This is a genomic window from Comamonas sp. BIGb0124 (assembly GCF_003752175.1).
Classification (GTDB): domain Bacteria; phylum Pseudomonadota; class Gammaproteobacteria; order Burkholderiales; family Burkholderiaceae_C; genus Comamonas_F.
The window spans coordinates 243,991-261,997 of the sequence record NZ_RJVF01000015.1 but is presented as its reverse complement, the minus strand read 5'-3'; the positions used below and the strand labels follow the sequence as shown (position 1 = coordinate 261,997).

Genomic DNA, 18,007 nt, shown 5'->3' with positions numbered 1-18,007 from the left:
ACGTTCCACTGGGGCCTGGCCGGGCCCGGGCTATGCCGCTACCATGCGCTGGTACCTGCCGGCCTCGGCGGGTCGACGGTTTTTTCTCCACGCCCCGCCCGGATCCCCATGAACTTGACGCCTGCCGCTGTCGGCGCATCGCCTGCCCGCGTGGACTCGCTGGGCTGTACGGCCAGCCGCCTGGGCACCAGCCAGGAACTGCACGGGCAGGACGTGTCGTTCTATCGCAAGCGCTCGGATGGGCGTTTCCTGGAACAGGTGACCACGCCCGCCAGCGATCGGGGTTATCTGATCGGGGTGTCGCTGACCCAGGGCCACAGCCGCCGCATTTTCCACGGCGGCAAACACAGTACCGCGCATGACTTTGGGCAGCAGGACGTGTACGTGCGCAGTTTTTCGCACGATTACCAGGCCGATCTGCGCGGCGCATTCGACTTCCTGCTTCTGGAGATTCCACGTACGGCTTTCGAACGCGCGGTGGACGAGCGGCAGGGCCGGCGTGTGCGCGGCCTGGAGTGCGTGACCGGCTTGCGCGACCCCGTGCTGGCCCATCTGGCGGCAGCCGTGCTGCCGGCGCTCGAGCGGCCTCAGCAGGCCAGCGCGCTGTTCGTCGAGCAGATAGGTCTCGTGATGCAGACCTATCTGATCGAACAGTACGGCGGTGTGCTGTCGCAGGGCACGCCGCGCAAGCGCCACGTGCTGTCGCGCGTCAACGAACAGCGGGCCAAGGACATGCTGTCGAGCCAGGATGTGGCCCAGGCCTCGATCGACGCCGTCGCGACGGCCTGCAAGCTGTCACGCGGCCACTTCATTCGCGCCTTCCGCGACACCACGGGCATGACACCCTACCAATGGGTGCTGTCGCAACGCATCGAGCGCGCACAGACCTTGCTGCTGACCTCGCGCCTGAGCCTTGCAGAAGTGGCGGATGCCTGCGGTTTTGCCGACCAGAGCCATCTGAGCCGGGTGTTCTCGCAGCTCAAGGGCCTGCCGCCGGGCGCCTGGCTGCGCGGCCAGAGCCAGGGGTAGCGGGCAGGGACTGTCTGCGCGGGGGAGGTGACGGCTGCCGTCGCCCGCCCTTAGGGCCTGGGCATCATGGCCCATGAGAAAACATCTTTCTTGGTACTTTTGCGCGGGCGTGCGGGGGCGGAAGATACACACCGCTGAACGAACGATGCGACGCAACGAGCCATCGGTTCAGCCTGCGGGCAAGCGGTCTTGCGTGCGTGCGCGCCACGCCGGCCGGTGCCCGTCTATTCACGACAAGACGACACCGTCGACAGAAAGGTCATCTCATGAGTCAGCGTCTGAACTACTTCCAGCTGTCTGCCGAAGCCGCACGGAAGTACCTCGATTTCAACAACAGCGTGAAGAAGTCGCCTTGGGTGCAGGAGATCGGTGATCTGGTCACCATCCGGGCTTCGCAGCTCAACGGCTGCGCGTTCTGCCTGGACATGCACGTGAAGGAAGCCAAGATCCACGGCGAGCGCGAGCTGCGTGTGCACCACCTTGCGATCTGGCGCGAGTCCACCCTGTTCAGTGCACGGGAGCGTGCCGTGCTGGCCTGGACGGAAGCCGTCACGCAGTTGCCGCCGCATGGCGTGAGCGATGCCGTGTATGCCGAGGTTCGCGAACAACTGTCCGAGACGGAGTTGTCGGACCTGACTTTCCTGATCGTTGCCATCAACGGCTGGAACAGGCTGGCGATCGGTTTCCGGGTCGTTCCGGGCTCGGCCGATGCGCTCTACGGGCTGGAAAAGGCCGGGCTGCACTGATCGGAACGGGCGACCTTCGGGCTTGCGGGCCTGGCACGCAAGGGATTCGAGCGCAGGCGGGATCCTCGAACCCGGCAGCGGCCGGACCCGGTCACGGCTGCTGCGGCAGCAAGGCAAGGATGTGCCGGGCATGGGCTTCGGCCTGTTCGGCCGTGGCGATGTTGGTGAAACTCACCAGTACGGCGGATTCGGGCGGCGTGTCGATCGACCAGCGCGACAGGGCCTGGGCGTAGAGGCCGCCGGCGCGCATGCGGGCGACCAGGGACCGGTCGGTGTGGTGACCGGCCATGCGAAGGATCAGGTGCATGCCGCCGGGCTGCGGTTCGATCCGCATGTGGGGCGACAGGATGCCGGAGAACGCGGCCACTGCCGTTTCGCGCCGATCGGCATAGAGCCGCCTCATGCGCTGGATGTGCCGAACGAAATGGCCTTCGGCCATGAACGAAGCCACGATCTCCTGGGTCAGCGTGGGTGCGCCGCTGCCGCAGACTTGGGCGACCTGTTCGAAGCGCGGCACCTGTGTCTCGGGCACCACCAGATAGGCCATGCGCAGTGCCGGGATCAGGACCTTGCTGAAGGTGCCTGCATAGAGCACGCGGCCGTCGCGGTCCAGGCTCTTGAGTGCGGGCAGGGGACGGCTGGCGTAACGGTATTCGCCGTCGTAGTCGTCCTCGACGATCCAGGCCTCACGGCGTGAAGCCCATTCCAGCAGCGCCTGTCGCCGCGGCAGGGACAAGGACATCGACAGAGGGCTCTGGTGAGCGGGTGTCACCACGGCGGCCTTGGCGTGTTCATCCAGAGCCAGTCCGCGGTGCACCATCAGACCCTCGCCATCGACCGGCACCGGCACGCAATGCAGGCCCAGATGGGTGAGCAACTGGCGGGTGGGCGGATAGCCCGGATCCTCCGTCCAGACCCGCTGGCCGGGAACAAGCAGCGCCTGCGTGGCCAGCAGCAGCGAACTGCGCAGACCCGAGGTCACGAAGACCTGCGACGGCAGGCATTGGATGCCGCGTGCCATTTGCAGATAGGCCGCGATGGCCTGGCGCAGCGCGGGCAACCCGCCTGGCGGCGGATAGCCCAGCCCCGGAATCTGCGTGGCGCGCAGATGGCGTGCACCGAGCCGCGCCCAGATCTTGCGCGGAAACGCATCGAGCGCGGGCAGGCCCATCTGCAGCGGCAGGACCGATTCGGGTTGCAGGACCCAACCGCCGTCTTGCGCCTTGACGTCGTGTCCTCGGGCCGTCTCGATTCTTGCAGGGGAGGGTGCTGCCGCTGCAGCCTTTGGCACGCGCTGGAGGCTGTGCAGTCCGGGCGCGACCACGGTGCCCGCCTGGCCGCGCGATTGCACATATCCCTCGGCGTTCAGCAGCGAATAGGCCAGCTCGACCGTGCCGCGGGCAACGCCCAATTCCTGGGCCAGGGCACGCGCCGAGGGGATGCGGTCGCCGGGCGCCAGCAAGCCCTGCACGATGCCGAGCCGAAAGCGCTCGTAGACCTGGCGGTAAAGAGGCTGCGTGGCGTCGCCGGACAGCGGGGGCAGGGGTGAAGCGGGCGACATGGCCGGGTCCGTCAGTCGATTCATGGTCTGCTCAAGTATGGCATCGGCGACAGGCCGGCCATCGGCGGCCGGTTGCCCTGCCTGCCCATGCAAAGGGGTGAAACCGACCCGTATCCGCGTGCCGGCAGGGGAATGACGCGGACCGCTAGAATTCCGGCGTAAATGCAAATGGTTGTCGTGCACTCTCCGCTTCGGCAGGCGATGGAGCCCGGCAACCGTGACAACAACAACAGGATTCGCTTTCATGGGCTCTGTGCTCGCACCTTTTCTCATCATGCTCCGCGAGGGGCTGGAAGCCGCCCTCATCATCGGCATCGTCGCCACCTACCTCGGCCGGACCGGACGGCGAGGCTGGATGCCCGTGATGGGCGTGGGTATCGGCCTGGCCGTGGCGCTGTCCCTGGCCGTCGGTGCGGGCCTGCAGTGGCTGGCTGCGGATTTCCCGCAGAAGCAGCAGGAGCTGTTCGAGGCCATCGTCGGTTTTCTGGCCGTGGGGATGCTGACCTACATGGTGTTCTGGATGAGCCGGTCGGCACGCGGCATGAGCGCCCGGCTGCGAGGCGCGGTCGATCAGGCGGCCGGTGCAGGCGGGGCCTGGGGACTGGTCGGCATGGTGTTCCTGGCGGTCGCCCGCGAAGGGCTGGAGTCGGTGTTTTTCCTGCTCGCCGTGTTTCAGCAAAGTCCGGGCTGGCAGTCGCCGGTCGGTGCCCTGGGCGGCATCGCGGTGGCCGCTTTGCTGGGCGTGTTGCTGTACCGGGGCGGCGTGCGCCTCGATCTGCGGCGGTTTTTTGCGTGGACGTCGCTGCTCATCGTGCTGGTGGCGGCAGGCTTGCTGGCGGGTTCGCTGCGCAAGCTGCACGAAGCCGGTATCTGGAATCTGGGCCAGCAGGTGGTTTTCGACTGGAGCGATGCCTTGCCCATGGACAGCGTGGCCGGCTCCGTGCTGGCCGGCCTGCTGGGTTACCAGGCCACGCCGGTAGCCAGCGAGTTCGCGGTCTACATCGTCTACCTGCTGGCTTGCGTGTTGGCGCTGGCGATCGGTGCACGTCGGCGCAATCGGGCGTTGCCCGCGGCGGCCAAGAGCACTGCTGAAACGGGGACGACAAGGCCTGGGCACGGCACGGCCGGTGCGCCGGCAGCCGCTCCGTCGAGCGCCTCGCAGAGGTCATCCGCCGGCGTGCCTCCGCCCTCTGCGGCGTTCTGGCGTGGCATGCTGGGGGTATCCGCCGTGCTGGTGCTGGCTGGACTGTATGCCTTCCAGGCGGCATCCGGGCGCCCGCGCGCACCGGCTGCGCCCGGCGAGCGTGTGGTGACCGTGACCGTAAGCGACAACACCTGCGACCCGTCCGACATCGCGGTGCCTGCGGGCCGGACGCGTTTTGTCATCGTCAATCGATCCGAACGTTCGCTGGAGTGGGAGATTCTCGACGGCGTGATGGTGGTCGACGAGCGCGAGAACATCGCCCCTGGCTTGACCCAGACGCTGAGCGTGCGCCTGCAGCCGGGCGAGTACGCCATCACCTGCGGACTGCTGAGCAGCCCGCGCGGCCGGCTTCGGGTGGCGGCGTCCGCGGAGTCCGACAGCCGGGCCCGTGCGCCGCAGATGGTGGATTTCATCGGTGCGCTGGCCGAGTATCGGGTGTTCACTCTGTTGCAGGTGAGCGATGCGCAGGACGCCTTGAGCCAGGCCGAATCCGCCCTGCAGGACGGCAACATGCCCGAGACCCTGCACCTGCTGCAGCAGGCCGTGGCCCGTTATGCCAGCGTGGCACCCGCCGCGCAGGGCGGTACCGGTCGCGATGCGCGACGGGACGGGGCGTCCGCCACGGGCCTGCGTCGGTTGGCCCTCGATGGCGCGGCGGGCCAGGGCCCGGACCTGACGGCGGCCGCCCTGCAGGCGGCCGCACAGGATCTGGATACGCTTGCCGCTCGGTTGCGTACGCTGGAGCTCACGCCTCGCCAACTGCTGGCCGCCACGGCTTCGGCCGTGCGGCGGCAGGCCGACGGCCTGTCGCCGCACGGGCAATCCCCGAGCGCCACCGAGGCGGCCGAACTGGCGGGCCTGCGTGCCGGTACGGCACGGGTGCTCGACCTGCTGCTGCCCGTGCTGGCCGTGTCGCGGCCGGAAGCGGTTGCAGCCGCCAAGAGCGCGTGGGCAGCCTGGCCCGACACCGGACCGGCAGCCCCCGGGCTTCGTCCCCTGGCCGATGCACTCGACCTGCTGTCGCAGGCCGCGGATCTCGACGTGCCGCAGGCCCCGTCACGCTGATTGCCGGATCACGCCACCATGAATTCCCCGAACGCCAAGCCTTCCATGCCATCTTCCGATCGCGCCGTTGCAGCCGGTCCATCCACGCCCGGCCCGGACGGCGGCGGTTGCCCGATGATGTCGCGCCGCGGCCTGCTGCAGAGCCTGGGCGCCGGCGCTGCGGCCTGGACGGCTGTTGCAGCCGGCCCCGCGCAGGCTGCGCCCCTCGCTGCCGCGCAAGGCCAGGTGGCCGACGCACCGCACAGCGACACGCTGCAGCAGCGCCACGACTACCTTGGCGAGCACCAGGCCGGTATCGTGACGCCCAGGCCTGCCTGCGGCATGGTGGCGGCCTTCGACGTGCTCGCGGCCGATCGCCAGGAACTCGAACGCCTGCTGCGCACGCTCACCGAGCGCGTGGCCTTCCTGACCCAGGGCGGCCCCGCCCCCGTGCTCGATCCGCGCCTGCCGCCCGCCGATTCGGGACTGCTCGGTCCCATCGTCACACCCGATGCGCTCACCGTCACGCTCAGCCTGGGCGACGCGATGTTCGACGAGCGTTATGGCCTGGCATCGGCCAAACCGCGACGGCTGCAGCGCATGGAACGCCATCCCAACGATGCATTGGATGCCGCGCTCTGCCATGGCGACCTCACGCTGCAGTTCTGCGCCAACACGCCGGACACCAATATCCATGCGCTGCGCGACATCATCAAGGCCTTGCCCGATCTGCTGGTGCTGCGCTGGAAGCAGGAAGGCAGCGTGCCCTCCGTGCCTGCGCGGCCGGGCCAGCCGCCCGAAAGCGCTCGCAATTTCCTGGGCTTCCGCGATGGCTCGGCCAACCCCGATTCGGCCGACCGCCAGATGATGGCGGATGTGGTCTGGATCGGGCCGGGGCGGGGCGAACCGGCCTGGGCCACGGGCGGCACGTACCAGGCGGTGCGCATCATCCGCAACTTCGTCGAGCGCTGGGATCGCACGCCCCTGCGCGAGCAGGAAGCGATCATGGGCCGGGTCAAGGACAGCGGGGCGCCGCTGGGCACCTCCGGCCAGACCGAACACCATGTGCCGCTGTATTTCGACGACCCCGCCGGCAAGCAGACGCCGCTGGACGCCCACATCCGCCTGGCCAATCCGCGCCGGCCGGGCGATGAAGCCAGCCTCATCCTGCGGCGTCCGTTCAACTATTCGAACGGCGTGACCAAGTCGGGCCAGCTCGACATGGGGCTGCTGTTCATCTGCTATCAGGCCGATCTGCTCGAGGGCTTCGTCACCGTGCAGAAACGCCTGGATGGCGAGCCGCTCGAGGAATACATCAAGCCCGTCGGCGGCGGTTTTTTCTTTACTCTGCCCGGCATCCGCGAGGCGGGCGATTTTTTCGGACGAACGCTGCTCGCGGCCACGGCCTGAGAGGTGTCCACCGGTTTCTTTCTCCCATGCACAACATCAAAGAAGGAGTCTGCATGTCCCTGTCCCTATCCCCCTTGCGCCTGCGCGCATCGCGCCGCCTGCTGACGACCTGCCTGCTGGCCGGCCTGGGTGCCCACGCCGGCCTGGTCCAGGCGGCCGTCGCCCCTCAGGAACTGGTCACGCCCGTCACCGAGTACAAGCTCTACGTGATCGACAACGTGCGCCGCCTGGTGACCGACACGCGTGCCTTCACCGCGGCGGTCAAGGCCGGCGACGTGGCCAAGGCCCAGGCGCTTTATCCCTCCACCCGCACGAGCTACGAAAAGATCGAGCCGGTGGCCGAGCTCTTCAGCGACCTGGACGGCGCCATCGACTCGCGCGCCGACGATCACGAGAAAGCCGAGAAGGATCCTGAGTTCGGCGGTTTCCACCGCATCGAACACGGTCTGTGGGTGAGCAAGAGCACCAAGGGCCTCGAGCCCTTTGCCGACAAGCTGCTCAAGGACGTGCAGGAACTGCAGAGCCGTCTTTCGGCCCTGACCTTTCCGCCCGAGAAAGTCGTGGGCGGTGCTGCCGTGCTGATGGAAGAGGTCGCCGCCACGAAGATCTCCGGCGAGGAAAACCGCTACAGCCACACCGATCTGTGGGATTTCCAGGCCAACTTCGAAGGGGCCTACAAGATCGTCGAACTGTTGCTGCCGCTGGTGCAGCGCGAGGACAAGGCCTTTGCCGAAAAGACGCAGAACAACTTCAAGGTCGTGTTCGACACGCTCAGGAAGTACCGCAAGCCGGACGGCAGCTTCGAGACCTACAGCAAGCTCTCCGAACGCGATCGCAAGATGCTGGCCGGCCGTGTCAACACGCTGGCCGAGGATCTGTCGAAGCTGCGCGGCATGATGGGTCTCGATTGATCGATGACGTCCCCGGCGGGTCAGCGTCGGGCGGGGTCCGCCGCGGTGGGTGAGCGTCGTGCCGGCGATGCGGGCGAGGCGTTGGCCCGTTTCGGTCTGGGTTTTCCCGTGCGGTTCTGCGTCAGGCGCCTGAGGCCCAGCACGGTGCCGGTGCCCGCGATGCCCAGCGCGCCCAGGCTCAGCAGGATGAGCACGCCGTCGCGGACCGGCGCCGGGCGCAGCATCGCCGGCAAGTCCCAGCTGTGCAGCAGGTTGAACAGCCAGCGTCCGGCTCTTTCGGCTCGATCGGCACTCAGGACGACTTCGCCTGTCGCGGGCGCCACGTAGACCCGTGTGCGTCCGGGGTCGTCGAAGACCAGGCGCAGCACGGGCAGGGCACGGTCCTCGCCCGCATACATGGAGCTGTCGCCACGCGCGAAGTAGTAGGCGTCGAAGGCGCCGAGGTACGCTGCGGAAACGAGATGCGCCGAGCCGAACAGCCGGGGGACGACCGCCATCAGTTCGTCGTCCGTCCATTCGCGCGCGACGGCAAGCCGGCCGTGGTCGTCTCGGCGCAGCAGGCGTGTCTCGCCCAGCCTGTCGCGTGCGAGCACAAAAGCCGTGCCGCCCAGCACGCGCCATTCCAGCTCGACCGGCCGCAGCGGCGTGCTCGCGAGTGCGTCGAGCACCTCGTGCGCCGGTATCGCCGGCTGCTGCATGCCGGGCGAGCCGCCCCGGTAGCCAAGCAGATCGGGCGACTGGCCCCGGGCGCTGAACACCCCCAGGGGGTTCATCGACATCAGTCCGCTGAACATCCAGGTCGCCAGCACGGCACCGAAGACCAGACCCAGCACGTGGTGCCAGCGCATGAAGCCTTCCCGATAGGGCGAACGCGAGCCCGATTTGTAGCGGCCCTGAAATCGCCAGCGCCAGATGCCGGCGATTGCCCCGGTCACGACGGCCACGGTGCCGAGTGCCGACAGCACGATCACCGTCCAGCTCCAGACCGGGTCGCGCGAGCCTTCGCGGAACATGTAGAGCCAGTGCAGCCATGCGCCCATGTAGTTCAACAGGCGTTGTGTGCGGGGCAGATCGAGCACCACCTCACCCGTGGCGGAGGAGATGTACAGACGCGTACGGGCCGTGTCCTGCATCTCGACTTGCCAGAGCGGGCGGTGCGCGTCGAGCGAACCGGCATGCGTCCAGCGGTCCTCCTGCACCCGACCGACGACGGCGCCGGCCGCACCCGGCACGAAACGACGGGCACCGGCCAGTGCGGCGGCGGCGTCCGCCGGCGGCTGTCGCTGCCCGGTGCGGGCATCGAAAAGAGCCCAGGCGCCCTTTGCGTCCTGAACGCGGTAGAGAAACCGGTCCCCCTCGCGGATCAGCATGAGCTGCCGGACGCCGGCCGATGTCTGCGGCGATCGCTGCAGCAGCGTTTCGGTGGGCAGACAGCAATCTTTGCCGGCGAGCGTCTGCAGGGGCTGCAAGGATTGCAGGCGCTCGCCGGGCAGCAGCTTGGGATAACCGACGAACAGCATCGTCACGCCGCTGATCAGCCACAGGAGGGCCAGAACGCAGGTGCCGATGCTCAGCCACCGATGGACCAGGTAGACCCATCGCCGGGCCTGCGTGCGCACGGACGACATCGTGTTCTGTGCCTCAGAAACGATGGTTGAGCGTCAGCTCGACCCGGCGCCCTTCGCCCACGAACCATTGGGTGTTGGTGTAGTAGGCCGTGGTGAAGTAGTACTTGTCGAACACGTTGAAGCCGCGCAGCGTCAGGGTGGTGGCCGGCTGCACCCGCCACTGCACGGCGACGTCGGCCGTGGTGTAGGCCGGCAGCTTCAAGGTGTTGGCGTTGTCGGCATAACGCTGGCCCACGTGGCGCAGACCGCCCGACAGCGTCCAGTCGGGCTGCACATCCCAGCTCAGCCAGAGGTTGGCCAGGCGCTCGGGCACATCCGTCGGCACCTTGCCGTTGCGCGAGATCGGCACGCCGCCCACCGATTCGGTGAAGTTGTCGTACCGCGCGCGCAGCAGGGCCACGTTGGCATCCAGGCGCATCGTGCGGCCCAGGGCCAGCGTCAGGCTCGATTCGATGCCGCGCGAAGACCGTTCTCCCACCTGCTGGCTCAGCGCCGGGTTGGCGGTATCGCGGGTGAGCAGGTTGTTTTTACGGATTTCATAGGCGGCCAGCGTCCATTCGCCCTTGCCGTCCGGGAAGGCATGCTTGATGCCCGCTTCGATCTGCCTGCCGGTCGCCAGGTCGTAGGCACTGTTGGCCGGGGAGAGCGTCAGCAGCGAGCCGACCGGATCCGCCGCCTTGGCGAACTGGGCATACAGCGAGGTGTCCTGCGTGAGCCGGTAGACCGTGCCGATGCGTGCGCCGACGTTGCTGTAGTTGCGCTTGAAGGCCCGCGTGCCGGCGATCAGGTTCTTGCGTTCGAGCGTGACGTGGTCGTACCGCACGCCGCCGACCAGCGACCACCGGTCGGTGATCGCGAAGCGGTCTTCTGCAAACAGGGCGTACTGGTCCGCGCTGTTCTCGTAGCGTGGAATGAAGGGCACGGCGCTGCTGTAGTAGCCCGGGATCGGGCTGTAGGGATCGACGGAAGGCGAGCTGCCCGTGTAGGTGTTGTTGGTGTGGCGGAACGTGCTGGTGTTGACGTCGAAGCCCAGCGAGAACGTGTTGTCGCGGCCGGCCAGTCGTCCCTTGAAGGTGGCGCTGGTGGTGTTGCCCACCTGGGTCTGGTCGTGTGCGATTTCGGTGTTGTCCGAGCGGTCGATCAAGCCGGTCGCCGCATTGAATCCGTAGCCCTCGGCGTTGCGCCAGTAGCGATCGCTCTGGATGACGTAAAGACGGCTCTTGACGACCGTGTCGGCGTCGGGGCTCCAGCGTGCCGACAGGTCGGTCCATCGGTCGCGGTAGCGGATCTTGCTGTCCTCGACGTTGTAGTTCCGCTCGCGCAGGGCCTCCACGGGGGCCCCCTCGATCAGCGGCGTGCCGAAGTAACGCATGGGTTTCTGCCGGCCTTGCGCATGGCTGAGCTGCAGTTGCAGGTCGCGGGTCACATCCCACAGCAGGGCCCCCGAAACGCTCAGGTGGCGGGTGTCGCCGCGATCGACCCAGCCCTGCGAGCGGTCTGCGCTGGCATCGAACCGATAGGCCACGCGGTGGTCGATCGAGCCGCCGCTGCCGAAGGCCAGTGCCTTTTTCCCCTGCGTGCCGATCGTGGACTGGATCTCGTTTTCCACCCCTCCGCGCGTGGGTTTCTTGGGGATCACGTTGACCACGCCGCCGATGGCGCCGTCGCCATACAGCACCGCAGCCGGACCGCGCAGCACGTCGATGCGCTCGATGGCCCAGGTGTCGAAGGGGTAGGTGACGCCGAGGCCGCCGTACTGCCGCATGCCGTCGTACAGCTGGAGCACGGAGGCCGTGTCCGTGAAACCCCGGGCGGCGAGCGCGCTGCCGCCATTGCCCGGGTGGGCCATGCTGCTGATGCCCGTGGCCCGGGTGATGGCGTCGATCAGCGTGCTGTCGCCGCGTTCCTCCAATTGCTCGCGGGTCAGGGTCTCCACGCTGGCCGGCGTTTCCAGAGGCGTGAGCCCCAGGTTGGAGCCGGTGGCCAGGGGCTGTGCGAGGGGCGACGCATTGGCATCGGCAGCGCGGACGGTGACCGCCGGCAGCGTGACCGCGGATTGGGCAAGAGCGAAGGCGGCCGGCGTGAGGGCGGCGGGCAGCAGGACGGAAAGGCGCGCGGCCGCGCGTGCACTCGGGCGTCGAGAAATGGACATGGTGGAAAAGCCGAAACGAGCCGGGCCCCCAGACACGGGTGAAGGCTCGGCAAACCAGGAGACAGCCGTCGTTCGCCACGAAAGGTCTTGCGCCGGGCAGGAACTCCATGGCCATCGGCCCGGACGAATCGCTCAGGCGCCCAAGGCGGGCCCACTGCGCGAGTCCGGTACGAAAGACAGCGATGCGCGGTGCGTCATGCCGACGGCCGGGCCGTCGCGATCACCGATAGGCAGCGTGCAGAGGCGCAGGGGGACCGCGTGGCGGCAAGGGCGCGCCGATCAACGCCTCGATGCGGGCCGAGACGGTGGGGGTGAGCGCATGCGCCAGCGGATGGGGCGCAAGCCTGGGCACGTCGACGGCGACCGACGGCGGCTCCTTGAGGGCCAGGCACAAGGCACATTCGAGGGCATGGGTCTTGCCGGCGCTTGGGTCGGCGTCCTCGGTGTCATGCAGCGAGATGTAGCGCACGCCGCCATCGGTCGTGCAGACCGCCTGCATCGACGACAGGTGCACCACCGGCGAGGCCATGGCGACCGCCAACGTCATCGCGAACCACACCAGAACGGCGCGGGCGAGGAACAGATAACGGACGGACTGTCGTTGCATGGCGGGATTGTAGCGTTCAGTAATTCCTGAACGTCATGAACCACGTCTGGATACGTGCAGCCCGATGCCCACGCTCAGGAACATCGCGGCACCGAATACCCACCCGGAGAGCGCGCCGGCCATGCTGCCGGACAGCAGCGTGCCGATCGAGCAACCCAGTCCCGTCATGGCGCCCCAGCCGAGCAGGATGCCGCCCAGCAGTCCGCGGACGATGTCGCGCCGACCGGGCAAGCGGGGCTTGAACTGCCGCGCCAGCAGCGCAGCGACGAAGGCGCCGCCGATCAGTCCGGCCAGCAGCACGGCATGCGGTGTGAGCCATTCCGCGCCGGGGGCGGTGGCGCAGCCCGCAAAACCGTCCAATCCGTCGAGCCGCTCGGGGATCCAGCCGTGTTCGCTCGAGAACCCGCGGGTCGTGCTGCCCAGCGTGGTGGTCACTCCCAGCGGGCGCATGCGGACGATGGCCAGGAAACCGATCACACCCACGGCCAGGCCACCGGTCCAGTAGGGCCAGCGGCCCGTGAACACGTGTTGCCAGAGCGATCGCAGCGTGCGGGGGGACGCCGCGGATTGCGCCGTCGTCGCACTTGCGGTCGCGCTGGGGTCAGGGTTCGGCGAGGACGACTTGGCCGGCGGCTTGCCATGGCGCCAGAGCAGCCAGGCCAGTGCGCCCAGCACGCCCAACTGCAGGGCCAATGCACCCCCGTAACCCAGGTGGGCGGGCAGCCAGACGACGGGGGCATCCGAAACGCTGGATGCGTAGAGAGGGTTCCAGGTCTTGAAGCCGATCAGGAACCCGATCGCCGTGCCCAGCAGGGCAAAGGGAGAGGCCGTGGAGCCTTCGGCCAGCCGGTACCAGTGGGCGCTGATGCACGACCCCGAGACCACCATGCCGAGGCCGAAGGCCAGCCCTGCAACGACCAGCACCCAACTGACGGGGCCGATGTGGATGTCGGGCGGCAGTCGGCCCGCGATGGGCGTGGGCAGCCAACTGCCCAGCACCACGGTGTAGCCGATCAGCCCGACGGCAATGGCCAGGATGATGGCGAGCAGGCCGCGTGGATCGCGTCTGTCGAACCAGTCGCGGGCATGGCAGAAAAAGCAGAAACGCGCGCGCTGGAAGACAAAACCCAAGGCCACGCCCAGCCAGAGGGCGAAGGCCAGGGTCCGGCCGTTGTTGAGCAGGTTGATCTCGTGGCCCAGGACGCCCAGGACCAGAAGCAGGCCGGCGGCGGCCAGCGGCGGCAGGATGGGCGGGGAGGCGTTTGTTCGTGTTGCAGGCATGGGAAGACGGGGGCGGAAGAGGGCCGTGCCGCGCTCGGGGCGGCAACAAAAAACCCGCACGAGGCGGGTCGGGGTGATGAAGGAAATCGCCGGGGATTTCCTGCTTTCGCCACCTTACTTGGCAGCCCAGATGGTGCCGGCCGGGTTGTTGATGGGGACACCCACGGCGTTGCCGTACTCGGTCCACGAGCCGTCGTAGTTGCGCACGTTGTAGCCCAGGATCTTCGACAGCGCGAACCAGGTGTGGCTGGAGCGCTCGCCGATGCGGCAGTACGTGATCACGGGGGAGCGGCCGTCGATGCCCACTGCGGCATAGATCTTCTTCAGGTCTTCGGCCGACTTGAAGGTGCCGTCTTCCTTGACCGCCTGGCCCCAGGGCACGTTGACGGCGGTCGGGATATGGCCGGCCCGGATCGCGAGCTCGGGCACGCCGGCGGGTGCAAACACCTTGCCGTTGTACTCGTCGGCCGAGCGGATGTCGATCAGCTTGCTGCCGCTCTTGCCTTCGGCGGCGGCCAGCGCATCGGAGAGCCGGGCGCGCAGTTCGCTGTTGACCTTGGGCGACTTGTAGTGGGTGGCCGCGTACTGCGGCACGCGGTTGTTGAGCGGCAGGTTTTCCGCTTCCCATTTCTTGCGGCCGCCGTCGAGCAGTTTCACGTTGGGTGTGCCGTAGATGTCGAACACCCAGGCGGCCCAGGCCGAGAACCAGTTGTTGGTGTCGCCGTACAGAATCACCGTGGTGTCGGGCTTGACGCCTGCCGTGGAGAGCAGGGTGTCGAAGTTCTGCTGGGTGACGATGTCGCGGCGGATGCGGTCGTTGAGGTCGGTATGCCACGAGAAGTTGACCGCGCCGGGAATGTGGCCACGCTCGTACACGCCGGGATTGACGCTGACTTCCACGATGCGGATATTGGGATTCTCGAGATTGCTCGCCAGCCACTCGGTGCTCACCAGCGGACCGCTGGGAATGGCACTGGACGGGTTTTGCGACCAAGCCAGGCCGCTGGCCAGAAGGCTGCCGCCGATCAGGCCGATCTTGAGAAACGTGCGGGTGCTGTAGGCCGGCAGTGCGGTCTTGAAATGAACCATGGTCAACTCCTCGAAGTCATCAGTCGCTTTACGCTGGTGGCCCGGGAGTTTTTATGATTGCTGGAGTAGCCCGGGGAAGCCTCGAACTGTAGACATTCGTCGCATGGCCGCTAAGCGACAAGAAATCCACTGCTTAGTCGATTTTTGAATATCCCGGTAAACCCTTATTCGGCAAACGGCGTACGGGGCGTGCGCTGCGGCCCTGGGCTGGGAAGGCCGGGGCGGCGCGATGACGACCCGCCGCGATGGCGGATCTGCGCCTGTCCCCGATGGGGCGGCGAACGGACGTCGGTCGACGTCCGGGCCGCCTGAGACTCAATAGCTGCCGTTGCGGCTGGAACGGCCGGAATGATGACCGCCGCCGCCATTGCCGCGGCCGGCACCCGTGCCGCCTCCACCGCTGCGGGCACCGCCGCCGTTGCCGCCGGGACCGCGGCCACCGCCGTGGGCATTGGCCGCACGGCCGCTGCCCGACGTGTTGCCGCCACCGCTGCGGCGGCCGTCCGCGCGCGGTGCGGCACCGGCGGGTGCAGCGCCCCGGCCTGCGCCGTTGCCGCCCTGGCGGGGCTTGTTCTGCTGCACGCGTTCCATCATTTCGCGACGGGCGTTCTTGGCTGCCGCCGCCATCACTTCACGGCTAGGCGGCTTGCCGACGCCACCCCACAGGGTCTGGCGACCCATGGCGATGGGTTCGGCCTGCTCGCCGGCCTCGGGGCCGTAGCCGGGAATGTCTTCGCGTGTGATGGCCTGCTTGATGAACTTCTCGATGTCGCGCAGGAAACCTTCTTCGTCCAGGCACACCAGGTTCACCGCTTCGCCGCTGGCGCCGGCACGGCCGGTACGGCCGATGCGGTGCACGTAGTCTTCGCTGATGTTGGGCAGTTCGTAGTTGACGACGTGCGGCAGGTCTTCGATGTCGATGCCGCGGGCAGCGATGTCGGTGGCGACCAAGGCGCGCACGGTGCCGCTCTTGAAGCCGGCCAGGGCCTGCGTGCGGGCCGACTGGCTCTTGTTGCCGTGCAGGGCCATTGCCGGGATGCCGGCCTTGGTCAGGTGTTCGGCCACGTTGTTGGCGCCGAACTTGGTGCGCGTGAACACCAGGACCTGGCTCCAGTTGTTCTTGTCGATGATGTGCGTGAGCAGCGCCTTCTTCTGGTTGCGTCCCACCAGATGGGCGACCTGGGTGATGCGCTGCACGGTGGTGTTGCGCGGCGTGACCTGGATGGACTGCGGATTGTTCAGCAGGCCGGTGGCCAGCGTCCGGATCTCGTCGCTGAAGGTCGCCGAGAACAGCAGCGACTGCTTCTGGCGGGGCAGCAGGGCCAGCACCTTGCGGATGTCGTGGATGAAGCCCATGTCGAGCATGCGGTCGGCTTCGTCGAGCACCAGGATCTCGACCGTGGAGAGGTCGAGTGCACCCTGCTGCTGCAGGTCGAGCAGGCGGCCGGGCGTGGCCACGACGATGTCGACGCCGCGGCGCAGGCGGTCGACCTGGGGATTCATGCCCACGCCGCCGAAGATCACGGTGGACTTGAGTTGCAGGTATTTGCCGTAGTTGCGCACCTGCTCTTCGACCTGGGCGGCCAGTTCGCGGGTGGGGGTGAGCACCAGGGCGCGCACGCCGGTGCCGCCGAACTTGCTGACCGCGCTGCGGCCCGTGCTCAGGCGCTGCAGCAGGGGCAGGGTGAAGGCGGCGGTCTTGCCGGTGCCGGTCTGGGCGCCGGCCAGCAGATCGACGCCCGCCAGCACGGCGGGAATGGCCTGGGCCTGGATGGGGGTGGGCGAGTCGTAGCCCTGCTCTTGGACGGCCTTCAGGATGGCCGGAGCCAGATTCAGTGATTCAAACGTCATACAGAAAATAGGGAGCCAGGCGCACGGCTAGGCGTGGCCTGGGAATCGGCCTGTCACGCAGTCGCCAGGGGCAGATGCGCGCCAGTCAAAGGCAGATGGGGTTGAAGAGGTCAGGCTCGCAGCGGATCGGCCTGAGGCCTGCGCGTTGCCCTGGCCATGGAACTGGAGCCATGGCACAACCCCCATTGTCGCACGAGCGCCGCTCTTTCGCCCGTTAATCGTTGGCGTGGCGTGGCGCCGCCAGGCGCCGGTCCCAGAGCAGCGCCCCCAGGGCGAGCAGCATGAGAGCCAGTCCCAGCAGGCAGGCGCTGCTCCAGCCGCCATGCCGCCAGGCCAGCGCCCCCAGGGCTGAGCCGCTGGCCGCGCCGATGAAATAGCTGGTCATGTACACCGAATTGATGCGCGAGCGGGCCGCCGGGTCGAGCTGGTAGACCACGTTCTGGTTGCTGATATGAACCCCCTGGAGCGCCAGGTCGATGGCCAGCATGCCGGCCAGGAACCACGCCAGCGTCTCGCCGCCGAGCCACAGCAGGTACCAACTGGCGCCGAGCAGCAGCACCGAGCCGGCGGTGACGGACTGCTCGTAGCCCCGGTCCGCCAGCCGCCCGGCCAGGTTGGCCATCAGCGCCCCGGCGATGCCGGCCAGGCCGATGAGGCCGATGGCCGTGTCGTCCAGGCCATGGGCCGGACCCGAGAGCATCAGTGCCATGGTCGAGAAGAGCACGCTGACGGAGGCAAACGAGAGGGCGCCCAGCAGCGAACGGCTGCGCAACCGGGGATGCTGCACGACCAGCGCCCCCAGCGAACGCAGGATGGCGGGGTAGCTGGCCCGCAGCTCGCTGCGCGAGGGGGGCAGCACCCGCCAGAGCACCAGGGCGACCAGCAGCATGGCAACGCCCGAGACGCGGTAGACCAGGTTCCAGCCGCCCAGCCCCGACAGCAGGCCGGCCACGCTGCGCGCCGCCAGAATGCCCACCAGCAACCCGCTCATGACCAATCCGACGGCGCGCCCGCTGTGCCGGGGGGCCGACAGGGCCGCGGCCGTCGGCACCAGCACCTGGGCGGCGACCGAGAACAGGCCGGCCATCGCGGTGCCCAGCGCCAACTGGCCCAGGCTGCCCGAAAAGCCGCTGACGAACTGCCCGGCGGCGGCCAGCAGCATCAGCACCACGGCCAGGCCACGGCGCTCGAACTTGTCGCCCAGAGGCACCAGAAAGACCAGGCCCAGCGCATACGACACCTGGGCCAGGGTGACCGTCAGTGCGGCCAGATCCTCGCTGATGCGCAGGCTGACGGAAATCGAGTGCAGCAGCGGCTGATTGAAGTAGTTGCCGCCCGCGCACAGGCCCGAGGCCACGGCCATGAGCAGCAGCACCGGTGTCGACAGGCCGCGGCGCGGCGAAGCGGCGGGCTGCGATGCGCCGGCTGGGGAGGGGGGAGACGTCATGCGCCGAGTATTGCCGAAGCCGCTGGGCTCTGCCGGGGCCCCGCCGA

At 68.1% G+C, this 18,007-nt stretch carries 13 protein-coding genes; 5 read left to right on the top strand and 8 right to left on the bottom strand.

Translation table 11 applies throughout. The annotated features are described in order from the left end of the window. Positions 1-108 precede the first annotated feature (108 nt). Complete coding sequence (locus EC845_RS20810; RefSeq protein WP_123300109.1) at positions 109-1,029, top strand: AraC family transcriptional regulator; 921 nt, start codon at positions 109-111, stop codon at positions 1,027-1,029. 266 nt (positions 1,030-1,295) lie between these two features. Next, positions 1,296-1,775: a carboxymuconolactone decarboxylase family protein gene (locus tag EC845_RS20805; RefSeq protein WP_123300107.1), complete on the top strand. Its 480-nt coding sequence runs from the start codon at positions 1,296-1,298 to the stop codon at positions 1,773-1,775. Positions 1,776-1,866: 91 nt separating this feature from the next. Here EC845_RS20805 and EC845_RS20800 read toward each other — a convergent pair whose 3' ends face one another. Then, positions 1,867-3,360 carry a PLP-dependent aminotransferase family protein gene (locus EC845_RS20800; protein ID WP_233598201.1) on the bottom strand — a complete coding sequence of 498 codons (1,494 nt, stop codon included), beginning with the start codon at positions 3,358-3,360 and terminating at the stop codon, positions 1,867-1,869. Positions 3,361-3,580: 220 nt separating this feature from the next. On the opposite strand from EC845_RS20800, the gene efeU reads away from it, so the two are divergent. Genes efeU through efeO form a run of 3 tightly spaced genes read left to right on the top strand, consistent with a single transcriptional unit; the run spans position 3,581 to position 7,905 of the window. Continuing rightward, a complete protein-coding gene (efeU, locus tag EC845_RS20795) occupies positions 3,581-5,605 on the top strand; it encodes an iron uptake transporter permease EfeU (RefSeq protein WP_123300103.1) in 2,025 nt (674 codons plus the stop codon). Between the two features lie 45 nt (positions 5,606-5,650). Then, positions 5,651-6,994, top strand: a complete 1,344-nt coding sequence (efeB, locus tag EC845_RS20790) for an iron uptake transporter deferrochelatase/peroxidase subunit (RefSeq protein WP_233598200.1) — start codon at positions 5,651-5,653, stop codon at positions 6,992-6,994. Positions 6,995-7,047: 53 nt separating this feature from the next. Further along, positions 7,048-7,905: an iron uptake system protein EfeO gene (gene efeO, locus EC845_RS20785; protein WP_123300213.1), complete on the top strand. Its 858-nt coding sequence runs from the start codon at positions 7,048-7,050 to the stop codon at positions 7,903-7,905. 20 nt (positions 7,906-7,925) lie between these two features. On the opposite strand, the gene EC845_RS20780 is transcribed toward efeO, so the two are convergent. From EC845_RS20780 to EC845_RS20750, 7 genes are all read right to left on the bottom strand, one after another. Beyond that, complete coding sequence (locus EC845_RS20780; protein WP_199739879.1) at positions 7,926-9,533, bottom strand: PepSY domain-containing protein; 1,608 nt, start codon at positions 9,531-9,533, stop codon at positions 7,926-7,928. A gap of 13 nt (positions 9,534-9,546) precedes the next feature. After that, positions 9,547-11,685: a TonB-dependent siderophore receptor gene (locus EC845_RS20775; RefSeq protein ID WP_148077364.1), complete on the bottom strand. Its 2,139-nt coding sequence runs from the start codon at positions 11,683-11,685 to the stop codon at positions 9,547-9,549. A 220-nt stretch (positions 11,686-11,905) separates the two neighbouring features. Continuing rightward, the gene (locus EC845_RS20770; RefSeq protein ID WP_123300099.1) at positions 11,906-12,292 is read right to left on the bottom strand and encodes a DUF2946 family protein; all 387 of its coding nucleotides are present in this window, start codon (positions 12,290-12,292) and stop codon (positions 11,906-11,908) included. A 33-nt stretch (positions 12,293-12,325) separates the two neighbouring features. Then, positions 12,326-13,573: a YeeE/YedE family protein gene (locus EC845_RS20765; protein ID WP_123300097.1), complete on the bottom strand. Its 1,248-nt coding sequence runs from the start codon at positions 13,571-13,573 to the stop codon at positions 12,326-12,328. 114 nt (positions 13,574-13,687) lie between these two features. Continuing rightward, positions 13,688-14,662 (bottom strand): sulfurtransferase, encoded by a 975-nt coding sequence (locus EC845_RS20760; protein WP_123300095.1) that lies wholly within the window; start codon positions 14,660-14,662, stop codon positions 13,688-13,690. 315 nt (positions 14,663-14,977) lie between these two features. Beyond that, a complete protein-coding gene (locus EC845_RS20755) occupies positions 14,978-16,513 on the bottom strand; it encodes a DEAD/DEAH box helicase (RefSeq protein ID WP_123300093.1) in 1,536 nt (511 codons plus the stop codon). Between the two features lie 214 nt (positions 16,514-16,727). Beyond that, positions 16,728-17,960, bottom strand: a complete 1,233-nt coding sequence (locus EC845_RS20750) for an MFS transporter (protein WP_123300091.1) — start codon at positions 17,958-17,960, stop codon at positions 16,728-16,730. Positions 17,961-18,007 lie beyond the last annotated feature (47 nt).

Coding starts and splice junctions, on each gene's coding strand:
- EC845_RS20810 (WP_123300109.1), top strand. CDS start 109: ATGAACTTGACGCCTGCCGCTGTCGGCGCATCGCCTGCCCGCGTGGAC.
- EC845_RS20805 (WP_123300107.1), top strand. CDS start 1,296: ATGAGTCAGCGTCTGAACTACTTCCAGCTGTCTGCCGAAGCCGCACGG.
- EC845_RS20800 (WP_233598201.1), bottom strand. CDS start 3,360: ATGAATCGACTGACGGACCCGGCCATGTCGCCCGCTTCACCCCTGCCC.
- efeU (WP_123300103.1), top strand. CDS start 3,581: ATGGGCTCTGTGCTCGCACCTTTTCTCATCATGCTCCGCGAGGGGCTG.
- efeB (WP_233598200.1), top strand. CDS start 5,651: ATGCCATCTTCCGATCGCGCCGTTGCAGCCGGTCCATCCACGCCCGGC.
- efeO (WP_123300213.1), top strand. CDS start 7,048: ATGTCCCTGTCCCTATCCCCCTTGCGCCTGCGCGCATCGCGCCGCCTG.
- EC845_RS20780 (WP_199739879.1), bottom strand. CDS start 9,533: ATGTCGTCCGTGCGCACGCAGGCCCGGCGATGGGTCTACCTGGTCCAT.
- EC845_RS20775 (WP_148077364.1), bottom strand. CDS start 11,685: ATGTCCATTTCTCGACGCCCGAGTGCACGCGCGGCCGCGCGCCTTTCC.
- EC845_RS20770 (WP_123300099.1), bottom strand. CDS start 12,292: ATGCAACGACAGTCCGTCCGTTATCTGTTCCTCGCCCGCGCCGTTCTG.
- EC845_RS20765 (WP_123300097.1), bottom strand. CDS start 13,573: ATGCCTGCAACACGAACAAACGCCTCCCCGCCCATCCTGCCGCCGCTG.
- EC845_RS20760 (WP_123300095.1), bottom strand. CDS start 14,662: ATGGTTCATTTCAAGACCGCACTGCCGGCCTACAGCACCCGCACGTTT.
- EC845_RS20755 (WP_123300093.1), bottom strand. CDS start 16,513: ATGACGTTTGAATCACTGAATCTGGCTCCGGCCATCCTGAAGGCCGTC.
- EC845_RS20750 (WP_123300091.1), bottom strand. CDS start 17,960: ATGACGTCTCCCCCCTCCCCAGCCGGCGCATCGCAGCCCGCCGCTTCG.